The organism is Paenibacillus sp. EB106-06-01-XG199, assembly GCF_058791575.1.
Window position 1 is genome coordinate 502600 of record NZ_JBYTDQ010000005.1, and the last position, 15244, is coordinate 517843.

The window sequence follows — 15244 nt, forward strand, 5'->3', positions numbered from 1 at the left end:
CAAATTGTTATTTTTGGAGGCACTAAAAATGACAGCGAAAAAAAGGGTTTATATGTTGTTTTTGATCGATCTTGCAATAATCTGGTTTAGTATTGTGACTTCCTATTTATTCAGGTTCTACAATCATGTTCCCGAGGATTATGTTGTCCAGATGGTAATGTTCGGGCTTATCTCGACACTTGCATTTGGGGGGAGTCTGATTTACTTTGGGCTGTACCGTAGAATGTGGCAGTATGCCAGCATTGGTGAGATCATATCCGTTTTTAAAGCTATTGTAGTAGGAGCAGTACTCTCATACTCGGTAGCTTTTATTGTTCTGCCGCAGCGGGTACCTTTTAGTATTGAAGTGAGGTCGATGGAGACAATTCTGCTGCTGGTAGGTGGTGTGCGTTTGTTTTGGAGGGTTTTCCGCGGTGATCGGACTAATAGCAAGGACACAGAGGTTCATACGCTTATTGTCGGAGCTGGAAATTGCGGTTTATTAATTGCAAAAGAGATGATGGGACCCTCATTTGCACATACTCGTCTAATAGGATTTATAGATGATAGTGAAGATAAATATCACCTGTCTCTCCTTGGCGTCCCTGTTTTAGGCAATCGATATAATATTCCACAGATTGTGAAGGAAAGGGACATTCACGAGATTATTATTGCAATGCCTTCGGTGTCCAGAACAGAAATTTCTGAGATTATTAACATTGCTAAGGCAACAGGTGCTAAACTGAAAATCATTCCTGCCCTGAATGATCTGATTGCCGGTAAAATATCCGTTAAAAAGCTCCGTGATGTTAGTGTAGAAGATCTGCTGGGACGTGAACCTATAGTAGCGGATTTGAATAGTATTTTAGGATATGTTCACAACAAGACAGTATTGATTACTGGAGCTGGTGGTTCCATCGGTTCGGAGCTCTGCCGTCAAATCTCACCATTTTCACCGGATAAGCTGTTGATTCTTGGACATGGCGAGAATAGTATTTATACGATAGAAATGGAGCTGCGTAAGAAATTCCCAGAGTTGAACATCGTTACTGTAATTGCTGATGTACAGGATCGCAACCGGATGATGGAAGTATTTCACAGCCACAAGCCGCAGGTTGTCTTTCACGCGGCAGCGCATAAACATGTTCCCTTGATGGAGCGCAACCCTTCCGAAGCAATTAAGAATAATGTATTTGGCACACGTAATGTGGCTGACTGTGCAGATAAATATGGAGCGGAACGGTTTGTACTGATCTCATCAGACAAGGCGGTTAATCCTACCAGTGTAATGGGAGCGACGAAGCGGATCGCTGAGATGTATGTACAGAGCCTTAACATATCTAGTCCAACTAAATTCTCTGCTGTTCGATTTGGCAATGTATTGGGCAGTCGAGGTAGTGTAATACCTGCATTTAAACAGCAGATCGCTGCTGGTGGTCCAGTTACTGTCACTCATCCAGAGATGGTGCGATATTTCATGACTATACCGGAGGCTGTTCAACTAGTCATTCAGTCTGGCTCCTTTGCTAAGGGAGGCGAGGTGTTTGTTCTGGATATGGGGGAACCGGTGAAGATATTAACGCTAGCGGAAGATTTGATCACTTTATCGGGTTATGAACCATATAAGGACATCGAGATCACCTTCTCTGGTATTCGTGAAGGCGAGAAATTATATGAAGAATTATTGACGGCAGAAGAAAATTTAGGATCTACACAACATGATAGAATCTTTATCGGCAGACCAAATGTTCTCAGTCAGAATCAACTTGAGCTGGAGTTTAAACGGTTAGAACGAGTATTGAGTGAAGATAGTGAAGCGATTCGTGAAGTGATAAATCAGATTGTACCGATGCAGCCGGTGGCTCAAGTAGCTATTAGCTAAACTTTTATATTGGAGGTACCTTAAGTGTTCAAAAAAAGATGGAAAAAAATGTTGTTCTGGACGCTGTCGGTAATTGTAGTCTTAGGTATTGGTGGCTTGTTTGCAGCAGATTATGCTGTAGACAAGTTAATGAACTCTATGGCGGAAAGTTTTGACCTGGAATCAGAAGAAAAAGCGGTTGGTCAGATAGATGGACTTGCCACTCCTGCTCCTTCAACTGGTCTAGAAAGTGCAGAAACCTCTGAGACTGTAGCGCCAGTAGTCACTCCAAATTCCAAAGTTAATACATCTCCGGATAAAGCGGTTGAAGAACATAAAACTTCTGAGAACATTAAACCCACTGATACTCCAGCTACAGAAAAGGCGGAGAAATCCAAAAATGGATACTCTGCGCAGGTTTCAACTGACAAAGCAAAAGAGATTCAAGAAAATGTAACTGTGAAAGATAAGGCTAATGTAGCGTCTATAGTAATGGGACAATTAAGTGTCTCAGATATTAAACGTCTGCAAGAACTAGCTAATGGCGGTTTGACCATTGATGAGAAACGTGAAGCTCGGAGTATCATTCTTGGTAAAGTTTCTGAAGAACAGTACAACGAGCTTTCACAAGTTGCCAAAAAATATGGTGTGAGTCAAGGGAAATCACGTGATCAAGTTATAGCTGAAGAAGAAAAAGCGAAGGAAGGAAGTGAATGATGATGTCTAAGATGAAGTATCCGGTAGTAGCCTTTTTGCTGCTTATATTAATAAGTGTTGCTCCGTTAACCGCATCAGCCCCACTATCTGCAGCAGCTGCAGTTTCCAATTCTGTTAAGGTGCAGAGTATGAACGTTAAGATGATATTTGACGGGTTGAGTTTGCAACCACCAGTAGGTCAGTATGTATTTACTTATAACAATTCAACATATGTACCTCTACGCTTTGTTTCCTATGCTTTGCAGAAGAGTGTGAATTGGGATGCGAGGAATAAAAAGGTTACAGTAGATGAACCAAATGGTTCAGAGCTTGTGTTAATCAAAGAATACCTAATGAATTCAAAAAATAATGAACTTGCATCATTAAAGACTATTACTATAAATGATGTGAAAGCAACGTATGTATTTAATGGTAAAAATGTTTCTGTACCTAAAGGGCAAACCAGTTACACAGTGAGTGGAACTTTATATGTCCCTCTACGTTTTTTATCGGAATCAGTGGGGAAATCTATTAATTGGGATTCGAAAAATAAGACTATCACAGGGAATTCTTTGACTGCTTCTAGTGAAAATGGAAATGAGCCATCGACAACAGCTAGTCCTGGACCAACATTAAGTCCTGGCGCGACAGATGGAAGCTCCTCAGGAACGGGCAAAGTTTCATATGAATCAATCACAAGTGACACGGAAGCCAAGCTCAATTCACTTAGATCACAAAGTCAGTCTGCTCTAATGAGCATTGCAATGGAATACATTGCGGCTAAGGATAATGCTAGTAAGCAGAACATTAAGGCTAAAGGATTGCAACAATTATCTTCCTTTACTTCTTCATTCAATAATATAATAGCAGCTGCAGAGCAAAAATTAAGCAGCAATGGATATAGTACAGATATTATTCAGCAGTATAGGAGTACCTTCGAAGCAGAATTGCAGGCTGGCAAAGAACTTGCAGAGGGAATGGTTGATTAATCCTTCCCTTTTATATTTTTATAAACAGAAAAGGGAGGGAGAAGAATGGGATCCTATCTTGTTATAAAAAGAGTACTAGATTGGGTAATTGCTGTTATATTACTGATTTTAACATCCCCGATTATTCTTGTTGCCTTTATTTCAGTCAAGCTTAGTTCTGAAGGATCAGCTTTCTTCTATCAAAAAAGACCTGGAAAGCAAGGGAAGATATTTACTGTTTATAAGTTTAGAACAATGTCGATGGAAAAAGACTCAGAAGGGAGACTTTTACCAGATAACTTAAGAATTAATCGAGTGGGTTCTATCCTGCGTAAAAGTAGTATAGACGAGTTGCCACAGTTGATCAACATTCTCAAAGGGGATATGAGCTTCGTTGGTCCTCGGCCATTATTAGTACAGTATTTAGATTTATATACACCGGAACAAAATCGTAGACATGACGTTTCACCTGGTATCTCAGGTTGGGCACAGGTTAATGGTAGGAATGCAATTAGCTGGGAAGAAAAATTTCAATACGATGTATGGTACGTAGATAATATCAGTTTCTTGCTAGATATAAAGATAGTTTTTAAAACGATCAAAAATGTTCTTATACAGGATGGAATTAATAGTTCTAAAAATGATACTATGCCTATATTTTCAGGCAGTTCTTTAGATAGCTGAGATGGGGAATTTATTAATATTAGGGGCCGGAGGGCATGGGAAAGTTGTTGCAGACACAGCTATTGCTACTGGGAAGTGGAAAAGTATAGCTTTCTTGGATAATAATAAAGAAATCACTGATAGACTTGGCATTCCTGTATTGGGGGAATTCGGAAGTTACCAAAATCATAAGAGTATGTACTCTGCTGCGTTTGTTGCAATAGGAAATAATCAAAAAAGAATACACTGGCTAGAGAGACTAGAGCAATTTGGATATGATATACCTGTTATTATGCATCCTTCTAGTACTTGCAGTAAATTTAGTGAAATAGAAAATGGAAGCATAGTTATGGCAGGAGCAGTGATTAATGCAGGCGTCTATATTGGTAAAGGTTGTATTATAAATACCGCAAGTTCTATTGATCATGATTGTATATTAGAAGAAGGAATTCATATTTCTCCTGGTGTGCACATCAGTGGAACTGTTAGTATCAAAAGACTCAGTTGGCTTGGGGTAGGGTCAAATGTTTCAAATAATATTTTTATTGGAAATAATGTTATAGTTGCAGCAGGTGCTACTGTGATTAAGGATATACCCGATAGTGTAATGGTAGCTGGAACTCCAGCTGAAATAAAAAAGCGCTTTGGAGATGAATGATTATGTCAGAACGGATTTTTTTATCACCACCTTGTATGAGTGGTAATGAGATGAAATACATACAAGAAGCATTTGAAACTAATTGGATAGCTCCTCTTGGTAATAATGTTGATATGTTTGAGAAAGAGATCTGTGAGTATGTTGGTGTTAAACAAGCATTAGCCTTATCTTCTGGAACTGCTGGAATTCATCTTGCACTTAAGTATTTTGGAGTTGGTCCACAAGACTATGTTTTTTGTTCAGACCTAACTTTTACCGCGAGTTGCAATCCTATTCTTTATCAGTATGCAAATCCGATTTTCATTGACTCAGAACCCGAAAGTTGGAACATGTCCCCGATAGCATTAGAAGAAGCCTTCGAATGGGCTAGAAAAGAAAATAAAATGCCTAAGGCGGTTATAATAGTAGACTTATATGGCCAAAGTGCAGATTTTGATAGGCTCCTTCCTATATGTGAACGTTATGGAGTGCCTGTGATAGAAGATGCTGCTGAAGCACTTGGAGCGACATATAAGGGTAAGAAATGTGGGACGTTTGGTCACATTGGGATATTTTCATTTAACGGGAATAAAATTATTACCACCTCCGGTGGTGGCATGATTGTTTCTAATGATAAAGAAGCCATTTCAAAAATGCGATTTTGGTCTACCCAATCCAGAGAACCTGCCAAACATTACGAGCATAAAGAAGTTGGATATAACTACCGTATGTCTAATATTAGTGCCGGTATTGGACGGGGACAATTGGAGGCTTTAGATAACTTTATTTTAAATCGAAAGGCTATTAATTATTTGTATAAAAATTCTCTTAAAGACTTGCCTCTCCAATTTATGGAACACTCAGATTTTGGTGAAGTTAACTATTGGTTAACTGTTATTACTCTCACTGAGAACAATACTATGCTTAGAGAGAGTGTCCTAAATGCTCTGGAAAAAGATAATATAGAAGCTCGACCGGTATGGAAACCAATGCACTTGCAGCCCTTGTTTCAAAACTCTTCTTTTTTTAGCCATGGTGATGGGGTATCAGAGAATCTTTTTAAAACAGGGATTTGTCTTCCCAGTGGTACTGCTATGTCGAAAACTGATATTAATAGAGTTGTAAATACTCTAAATAAAACTTTTGAAATCTCCCTAACAAAATGAAAATTTTAATCATCGCAGGATATACACCCTCGCTCATCAATTTTAGAGGTGACCTAATTAAAGCTATAGTTAAAAATGGACATGAAGTAATTGCAGTTGGACCAGAGTCTGGATATGAAAGTGAAATAGAGCAGTTAGGTGCTAGATTTGCACAACTACCAATTGTACGAACAGGAACCAATCCTTTAAATGATCTTTTTCTTCTTAAGCAAATCTATAAATTGATAAAGGAAGAGAAACCAGATCTTGTATTTAATTACACTATTAAGCCTGTTATATTTGGTTCAATTGCAGCTCGAATAGCAGGTGTTAAAAAGATTTATTCTATGCTTACTGGCTTAGGATATGTATTTATTGCTAAAGGAATAAAGGCAAAGATTATTAAAACAATTAGTAAATTTTTATATAGAGTGGCATTAAAACAATGTGATATGGTTTTATTTCAAAATCCAGATGATCTAAACGAATTTGTAAATAGTAATTTAATTATAAAAGAGAGAACAGCATTAATAAATGGGTCTGGAGTAAATTTAGATCATTTTAGTCCGGTACCATTACCTCCAAGGGTATCTTTTCTTATGATATGTAGAATTATCAAGGACAAAGGCGTTTTCGAATATTTAAAGGCTGCAGAATTAGTTAAGAAAAAATATCCTGATACAAAATTTTCATTGGTTGGTCCATTTGATATTAATCCTAATGCTATGAAATATGATGACATAAGGCCTTATTTACAATATGTGGATTATTTTGGAGAAGCTAAAGATGTTAGACCTTTTCTTGAGAAGGCTTCTGTATTTGTACTTCCGTCATACCGTGAGGGGACTCCTCGAACAATCCTAGAGGCAATGGCAATGGGTAGAGCTGTAATAACAACGGATGCCCCAGGGTGTAGGGAAACAGTAATTAATGGATTAAATGGTTTTTTGGTTCCTGTTAGGGATGTAGACAGTATTGTTGAATCAATGATTTATTTTATTGAGAACGAAGTTGACCTTAAGTTGAAAGCAGTAGAAAGTCTTAAACTCTGCATAGATAAATACGATGTTGATAAAGTTAATGATAGTATAATGAATTTATTGAAACTGAGAACTTGATCGATTGCAATGATTAATTTGATTCGGGAGGATATACATGGGTTCACTATATGAAGGTATTAAAAATAATGAAATTAAATTATCAGTGATCGGCCTTGGTTATGTTGGTATGCCTTTAGCAATAGCATTTGCTAAAGTTGCTGATGTAATTGGATTTGATATTTCACGCAATAAAGTGGAAGAATATAGACGTGGAGTAGATGTGACCAACGAGGTTGGTAATAAAGATGTTTCAAATACAAAAGCCTATTTTACATGGGAAGAAGAATATCTTAAAGAATCTAAATTTCATATTGTAGCAGTTCCTACTCCTATAAATAAAGATAAAACACCTGATTTGTCGCCCTTGATCTCGGCGAGTAGAACATTGGGTAGAAATCTAACGAAAGATTCAATTGTTGTATTTGAATCCACAGTATTTCCTGGAGTAACAGAAGATATATGCATTCCCATATTAGAGGAAACTTCTAATTTGAAATGCGGTATTGATTTCAAAGTTGGGTATTCACCTGAAAGGATAAACCCAGGGGATCATTTACATAGACTTGAAACGATTGTTAAAGTAGTTTCAGGTATGGATGAGGACTCACTAGAACAAATTTCAAGTGTGTATGGTATGGTTATAGAAGCAGGAGTTTATAAGGCTGAAAGTATTAAGGTTGCGGAAGCAGCAAAGGTAATCGAAAACTCACAAAGAGATATAAATATAGCTTTTATGAATGAGCTGTCAATTATATTTAACAAACTTGGAATTGATACTCAGGCTGTACTTAAGGCCGCTGGGACTAAATGGAATTTTTTGAACTTTACCCCTGGCTTGGTTGGGGGGCATTGTATCGGGGTTGATCCATATTATTTGACTTACAAAGCAGAAGAAGTAGGCTATCATTCTCAAATTATTTTGTCAGGAAGAAGAATCAATGATGGAATGGGTAAATATGTAGCCGAGAATGTGGTTAAAAATCTTATAACCGCAGATTTTTCTATACATGATGCAAAAGTCGCTATATTAGGGTTTACTTTTAAAGAAGACTGTCCAGACACAAGAAATAGCAAAGTAATCGATATTGTAAATGAATTGAAAGAATATAAAATAAATCCACTCATCTGTGACCCTAGAGCAAATCCTTTAGAGGCTGAACATGAATACGGAATCCGATTTACTAAAATTGAAGAATTGAATGATATGGATGCAGTTGTAATTGCTGTTTCCCATAAAGAATTTTTGGATATGGATTTAAGGGATTTTGACAAACTATTTAAAAATGTAGATAACAACAAAAAAATAATAATCGATGTAAAGGCTATATTTGATCGAAAAGAGATGGAAAATTTAAACTATAGATATTGGAGACTTTAAAATGGGCTATAATAATTTGAAATTCCCTCCCAAAAGTAGGTTTCTTGTAACTGGCGGTGCTGGATTCATTGGTTCAAATCTATGCGAAGCTATTCTGAATATGGGCTATTTTGTAAGGTGTTTGGATAACTTTTCTACCGGAAAAATGGAAAATATCAAGCCCTTTTTAGACAATCCTTTTTTTGAACTTTTAGAGGGTGATATTAGGGATTTTGAAACCTGTATGCAAGCATGCAATGGGATCGATTATATCACACACCAAGCATCATGGGGAAGTGTTCCAAGAAGCATAGAAATGCCATTACTATATGAAGAAATCAACATAAAAGGTACTTTAAATATGATGGAGGCAGCAAAGCAGAGCAAAGTGAAAAAATTTGTCTATGCTTCTAGTTCTTCAGTATATGGAGATGAACCAAATCTCCCCAAAATTGAAGATAGGGTAGGGAAAGTATTATCTCCGTATGCGCTCACTAAAAAAGTTGGTGAAGAATATGGAAGATTGTATACTCAAATTTATGGCCTTGATACTATTGGCTTTAGATATTTTAATGTATTTGGTAGGAGACAAGACCCTCATGGATATTATGCCGCTGTAATTCCTAAGTTTGTGAAGTCATTATTAAATAATGAAAAATCAACTATAAATGGTGATGGAGTTCAGTCAAGAGATTTCACATATATTGAAAATGTAATTGAAGCAAATTTAAAAGGAATGCTCGCGTCAAAAGAGGCAGCGGGTGAGGTCTATAATATAGCCTACGGTGGTAGAGTATTTTTAATGGATTTGTATAACAAGTTATGCGAATTATTAGGAAAAGACATCGTACCGAATTTTGGACCTGATCGTGCGGGTGATGTTAAACACTCTAATGCTGACATTTCAAAGGCGAAAAGGCTTCTTGGATATAACCCCGATTATGATTTTAATTCAGGTATTGAGTTGGCAGTTAATTGGTACAAGGAGAATTTATAAGATGGGTGCTACATGCTGCCCTATACGTATTCTTCATGTCTTTGGGATAATGAATTGCGGTGGGGCAGAAACTTTTATCATGAATATTTATCGGAATATTGACCGAGAGAAGGTCCAATTTGATTTTATTGTACATAGTAACGAAAAAGGGTACTATGACCAAGAAATTGAATCCTTAGGTGGAAGGATTTACTCTGTCCCAAAATTTAAAGGAGTTAATTTTATAGAATATATAAAAGCATGGAAAGATTTTTTCTGTAAACATAAAGAATATGAAATTGTCCATTCACATATTAGAAGTACAGCAAGTATTTTTTTATCGATCGCAAGAAAGAGAGGACTTGTAACTATAATACATAGTCATAGTATATCGTCGGGGAAGGGGATTTCCGCTTTTGCTAAAGACATTTTACAAGCTCCGTTAAGGTTCATAGCAGAGTATAGATTTGCATGTAGCAATGAGGCTGGTGAATGGCTGTTTGGAAATAGATATTTCGATGTGATTAAAAATGCAATTGATACGCAGAAATACATTTACAACCCAAAAATTAGAGAGGCCTATCGTGAAAACCTTGATATAACAAATAAATTGGTCATAGGAAATATCGGTAGATTTTATGAACCTAAAAACCATAAATTTATAGTGGAAATATTTAAATCAATGTTCAAAAAACATCCTGATTCTATTCTTTTACTTGTAGGCGATGGAAAGTTAAAAGGAGACATAGAAAGTAATGTTAAGAAACTTGGATTAGAAAAAAATGTAATTTTCACTGGCGTGCGAGATGATATCCCAGAGTTATTACAAGCTATGGACATCTTTCTCTTCCCATCACTTTATGAAGGGCTGGGCATTGTTGCCATAGAAGCGCAAGCAGCAGGATTACCTTGTATTATATCTGATAAAGTTCCTAAAGAAGTTGTTGTGACAGATACAGTTGAATTTATGTCTTTACAAAAAAGTGCAGATGAATGGGCAGACTATATTCGAAAATGTTATGATTCACATCAAAGAGGCGATACTAGCGAAAAAATAAATAAAGCCGGTTATGATGTAAGGAAACAGGCGGATTTTTTATTGGAATTTTATTTGAAAGTTGTTAGTCTTTGAAGTCCTTGATTTAAGAGAATATTTTATTAATAGTAAGGATGGAATATATGAATATCGCTATTCTTAAAAATAGAGGGCCATATTATTTAATACTCATATTATCATTAAGTATTATGATGTTTTCAAATTCTATAAACAAAAACTTATATTTAGTATTCGGTTTTTTTTGTTGGCTTTTGATATATAAAATCGAAAGAAAAAGAGAACTTAATGTAAATATAATCTTTATAAAAATGATCATCTATAGCCTCCCCTTATCATTTACAAACATATGGGGTGGATCTTATGATGATTCAATTTTATCATGGTATAATATTTTCTTTGTGATTTTAGTTTTAAAATATTTATTTTCAAATCTGTTTTCCAGAGAAAGTAAAATTAATAGCTTAAGTATTTATGCGTTCTTTTTGATTTTAATCACTGTCATTCCTCTATTAAATTCAATGCAATTTCTTGATGGTGCGGAGCAGTTTATTAATTTAATAATCCCTCTTTTGTTGATAATTGTTGGTAATGGCTTGCGGAATAAAATAACTCATGATCAAGGAGAAGAGTTAATATTAACTTATATATGTTCAGTCAAAATTGCGGCAATAGGTGTAATTGTTCAATACCTATCTATTAATTATTTGAATATCAAAGTTGGTAATTATGCTTTCTTAGGTGGATACAGACATTCATATGGTTTTTTATTTTCTGATGTTAGTTTTTTGTCTCTTTTCATAGTTTCAGGTGCGACTTTGCTTTATTTTTCTAAAAACAAATATATAAAGGAAAACAACCTATATTGGGTTCTGCAAATAATTTTTCTACTTGTAACTAGTATTATTACTTCAGCTAGAACTGGAATAGTATCGTTTATTATCTTATTCTGCATTTATTCATTTTTCAGAATCTTCAAACTATTAGCTAAAGGCTCTTTAAGTGCTGTTTTCATCGCTTTATTTAATGTAACTATTATATGGTTAAGCTATATTTTAGTACTAAGAACTCGTGGATCATCAAACTTTAGCGACTCAGGAAGGAATATGCTAAATGAGGTAGCCTTTAAGGTGTTTTTGGAAAATCCAATCTTAGGAATAGGATTAGGTAAAAATTATTATTTCTCTACAATAGGAACTTTACCTCATAACTTATTCTTTCAATCTTTAGCACAAGGAGGACTTATTTACGTAATTCCTCTAGTTTTATTTTTAATCATGTTATTAATAAGTACTTATAAAACAAGCAATGTTTTATTTCCTGTTTTGATTTGTATCTTTATAGGTGCTCAGTTTATACCAAATATTTTTAATTCAAGATTTTTGGCTGTTTTATTTATAATGGTGCCTTTGGTTAAGTTTAATAAATCATCTGGAAAAATTAAAAAAAGCGATAATTAGATCACATTTTTAAAAGTCTAAATGGACTTTAAATAATCTTGGGGAGTAGATTATGATAGATGTAAGTTTTGTTATACCGATTTATAATGTTGAAAAATATTTAAGAATATGTATTGAATCTATTCAAAAACAAAAGTTTTCTGGAACCTTTGAAATTATATGTATTAATGATGGCTCTCCGGATAGAAGTATCGACATTCTTCAAGAATACAGCGAGAAAGATTCAAGAATTTTAGTTATTAATCAAACAAATCGAGGACTTAGTGCTGCTAGAAATGTTGGTTTGAGAAAAGCGAGAGGCAAGTACGTAATGTTTATAGATAGTGATGATTACTTAAAACATGATCTTGCCCTTAGCTTGATGTTCCATAATGCAAGTGAAAATAATGTTGATATTTTAGTGGCGGACTTTGAATATGACTTTTTGGATAAAACTAAAAATTATCAAATTAAAAGACATGATTTTATCAAAGGAAAATTATTAAATGGAAAAACTTTCTACGATTTAGGTATGGCTAAAACAACGTTAATGTCAGTAGTATGGAATAAGTTATACTTGAGGGATTTTCTTTTACAGAATGATCTCTTTTTTATAGAAGGTGTTTTATACGAGGATATGGACTTTACTCCAAAAGCTTTCTATTTAGCTAATAAAGTTAAACATATTGATGAAGTTGTCTACATGTACAGGCAACGAGAGGGTTCTATAATGAATGTAAACAATGTACATAAAGCTGATGATTTTTTTGTTTTAGCTGATAGTTTGAATGAATTTAACAAAAGATTCAATTCTAGTGTTTTGTTAAATGCTAAATTATATATTTATATTTTAATTATGAAAAATATCATGAGGACTTCTGATATAGAATTAAAGAAAAAAAACATTGAGAAATTACTAAGAAGAAATGTAGGGACCGATTTCTTAAAATCTTCAAATATCAAGTATAAATTGGTAAGTGTATTTTTTAGTTCATTATTTTTGAAGATACAAAGGAGAAAATATGAGCAGAAATAGAATTCCTAGAACAATCCATTATTGTTGGTTTGGAAAAGGAGAATTACCTCCGTTAGCTATAAAATGCCTAGATAGTTGGAAGAGGCATCTGAATGATTATGAGATTGTTAGATGGGATGAAGAAAATTTTGATATAACATCGAATTTATTTGTGAAACAAGCTTATGAAAATAAAAAATTCGCATTTGTGTCTGATTATGTAAGACTTCATGCATTATATAATTATGGTGGAATTTATATGGATACCGATGTCGAAGTTGTAAAGACAATTGATAAGTTCTTAGAAAATGAAGCATTTTCAGGGTTCGAGACGAAGGATAGTATTCCAACGGGTATAATAGGATCTATCAAAGGTAGTAAAGTTATAGGGGAATTATTGGATTATTATCAGGAGAAAAGTTTTGTTAAGGAAGATGGTTCATTAGATACTAAAACCAATGTGAAAATAATAACGGAATATTTCTCGCATATTGGTTTTAAACCTAATAATGAATACCAAGTTCTGAATGGTTTTACCTTTTACCCTAAAACATTTTTTTGTCCGTTAGACTGGAGTAAGAAAACATCAGAATATTCTGAGAATACACATACTATTCATCATTTTGCAGGTTCTTGGCATGATGAAAGGCAAAAAAGAAGGAAAGATAGTTTTTTTTGGAAATACTCAAGGAATTCGATTGGGAGATTAATAAAAATAGCTCGTACCTTATTAGGGAATAAACTTTATGAGAAAATCAAGCGAGTTATTGTAAAATGATTTAGTTAGTAGAAAGGATATAATATGCGTTCTAAAAGAGCCCTCTTTAATACGTCAGCAGCAGCCATGATGCAAATTGTTACTTTTATTATTGGTCTCATTTTACCTAGGCTTATTATAGAAGGTTACGGATCAGAATTGAACGGACTAAGGGCATCAATTTCACAATTTATAAGTTATCTATATATAATTGAATTGGGTGTCGGCGGAGCGATTATATACTCTTTGTATAGACCTATCACAGAAAATAACACAGATAAGATAAATGCAATTCTTTCTGCTGGTAAAAGATCATACAAACAAATTGGAATATACTTTACTGGACTTGTTATTTTAATGATGGCCTTATATCCTTTGGTAGTAATGTCCGAAAATATAACTTATGTTGAAATAGCTGTACTGGTTATAGCGATTGGTGCTAGTGGTATTATAAATTACTTTACTGCTGCTAAGTACAATGTTTTGTTGGTGGCTTCTCAATTAGATTATGTAGTTTCTATTATTAGAGTGATTTATTTGCTAACAAATACCAGCATTATGTTACTATGTATTCATCTTAAGTGGGATCTTTCCTTTGTGTACCTTACTTCTCTAGTAGCAAATATAATTCAAGTAAGCTTAACAACTTTATATACAAGACACAAGTATAAAAATATCGACTTTAAAGTTGAACCTGATAATGAAGCTTTAGCTAAACGATATGATGTCATCATTCATCAGATATCTGGAATGGTGGTTTTTGGATCACCTATTATATTGCTAACCTTATTTACCACTTTAATTGAGGTTAGCGTATATTCAATATATGCTTTGATCTTTACGGGAGTTAATATGATTATGAGTATATTTAATAGTGGATTTACTGCTGGGTTTGGACAGCTTATAGCAAAAGGTCATGGAGAAAAGTTGAAAAATGCTTATAACCACTATGAATTTTTATACTATATGATTTTAACATTTGTATATTCTTGCGTACTAGTTCTGGGTATTCCATTTTTGAAGATCTACACTAAAGGTATTTCTGATGTGGATTATATAGACATCACTATATTAGTCTTATTTGTTATAGTTGGAATAATGAATAATTGGAAGATTCCTCAGTCAACAATTATTGTGTCAGCAGGTCATTTTAAGGAAACAAGGCACAGAGCTATAATAGAGGCAACACTTACATTAATAGCTTCTTCGGTTTTAGCATTAATATTTGGACTTAAAGGAGTGATATTAGGAAGTATTGTTGGTTTAGGTTACAGGTCGATTGATATTATATACGCCCTGAAATTAGTTGGTGTTTCCTATAAAACAACTTTTAAGAGACTGATAAGAATATTGTTAATTGGTAGTTTATCGATTATGCCGATATTATTATTTGTGGAAATTAAGCCTGATAATTTAATTCAATGGATTAGAGATGCTATATTTGTTTCACTCTGGATTGGATTCTGTGTTTTTGGAATAAATTATATTTTTGAACCTAAAACTATTCACGAAATATTCAAAAGGTTAAAAGGGATATTTGGATATGGAAAATAGTTTTATGAAATGTGCTAAAAAAATTTGTTCTTAAGATTGTTAG

At 34.2% G+C, this 15244-nt stretch carries 14 protein-coding genes; all 14 read left to right on the forward strand.

All coding sequences use genetic code 11. The annotated features are described in order from the left end of the window. Nucleotides 1–28: 28 nt before the first annotated feature. The 14 genes from AC3WT9_RS20810 to AC3WT9_RS20875 are packed head-to-tail and all read left to right on the forward strand — an operon-like array spanning nt 29 to nt 15201. Nucleotides 29–1861 carry a polysaccharide biosynthesis protein gene (locus AC3WT9_RS20810; protein WP_492407917.1) on the forward strand — a complete coding sequence of 611 codons (1833 nt, stop codon included), beginning with the start codon at nt 29–31 and terminating at the stop codon, nt 1859–1861. Between the two features lie 24 nt (nt 1862–1885). After that, entirely contained in the window at nt 1886–2557 is a 672-nt protein-coding gene (locus AC3WT9_RS20815) for a hypothetical protein (protein WP_492407918.1), read from the forward strand. Then, nucleotides 2554–3525 (forward strand): copper amine oxidase N-terminal domain-containing protein, encoded by a 972-nt coding sequence (locus AC3WT9_RS20820; RefSeq protein ID WP_492407919.1) that lies wholly within the window; start codon nt 2554–2556, stop codon nt 3523–3525. Before AC3WT9_RS20815 ends, AC3WT9_RS20820 begins: the two co-directional genes overlap by 4 nt. A 45-nt stretch (nt 3526–3570) precedes the next feature. Beyond that, a complete protein-coding gene (locus tag AC3WT9_RS20825; protein ID WP_492407920.1) occupies nt 3571–4188 on the forward strand; it encodes a sugar transferase in 618 nt (205 codons plus the stop codon). A gap of 1 nt (nt 4189) precedes the next feature. Next, entirely contained in the window at nt 4190–4825 is a 636-nt protein-coding gene (locus tag AC3WT9_RS20830; RefSeq protein WP_492407921.1) for an acetyltransferase, read from the forward strand. Between the two features lie 2 nt (nt 4826–4827). After that, on the forward strand, nt 4828–5970 hold the full coding sequence (locus AC3WT9_RS20835) for a DegT/DnrJ/EryC1/StrS family aminotransferase (RefSeq protein WP_492407922.1): 1143 nt from the start codon (nt 4828–4830) through the stop codon (nt 5968–5970). Then, nucleotides 5967–7067: a glycosyltransferase family 4 protein gene (locus tag AC3WT9_RS20840; protein ID WP_492407923.1), complete on the forward strand. Its 1101-nt coding sequence runs from the start codon at nt 5967–5969 to the stop codon at nt 7065–7067. The genes AC3WT9_RS20835 and AC3WT9_RS20840 overlap by 4 nt, the downstream gene beginning before the upstream one ends. A gap of 37 nt (nt 7068–7104) precedes the next feature. Next, entirely contained in the window at nt 7105–8427 is a 1323-nt protein-coding gene (locus tag AC3WT9_RS20845) for a nucleotide sugar dehydrogenase (protein WP_492407924.1), read from the forward strand. A 1-nt stretch (nt 8428) separates the two neighbouring features. Beyond that, nucleotides 8429–9403, forward strand: coding sequence for an SDR family oxidoreductase (locus AC3WT9_RS20850; RefSeq protein WP_492407925.1), 975 nt, complete (start codon nt 8429–8431; stop codon nt 9401–9403). Between the two features lies 1 nt (nt 9404). Further along, nucleotides 9405–10514: a glycosyltransferase family 1 protein gene (locus AC3WT9_RS20855; protein ID WP_492407926.1), complete on the forward strand. Its 1110-nt coding sequence runs from the start codon at nt 9405–9407 to the stop codon at nt 10512–10514. A gap of 47 nt (nt 10515–10561) precedes the next feature. Continuing rightward, nucleotides 10562–11896 carry an O-antigen ligase family protein gene (locus tag AC3WT9_RS20860; protein WP_492407927.1) on the forward strand — a complete coding sequence of 445 codons (1335 nt, stop codon included), beginning with the start codon at nt 10562–10564 and terminating at the stop codon, nt 11894–11896. A 52-nt stretch (nt 11897–11948) separates the two neighbouring features. Then, entirely contained in the window at nt 11949–12911 is a 963-nt protein-coding gene (locus AC3WT9_RS20865) for a glycosyltransferase (RefSeq protein WP_492407928.1), read from the forward strand. After that, nucleotides 12898–13668: a glycosyltransferase family 32 protein gene (locus AC3WT9_RS20870; RefSeq protein WP_492407929.1), complete on the forward strand. Its 771-nt coding sequence runs from the start codon at nt 12898–12900 to the stop codon at nt 13666–13668. The genes AC3WT9_RS20865 and AC3WT9_RS20870 overlap by 14 nt, the downstream gene beginning before the upstream one ends. A 24-nt stretch (nt 13669–13692) precedes the next feature. Next, nucleotides 13693–15201, forward strand: a complete 1509-nt coding sequence (locus AC3WT9_RS20875; RefSeq protein ID WP_492407930.1) for a lipopolysaccharide biosynthesis protein — start codon at nt 13693–13695, stop codon at nt 15199–15201. Nucleotides 15202–15244: the final 43 nt, after the last annotated feature.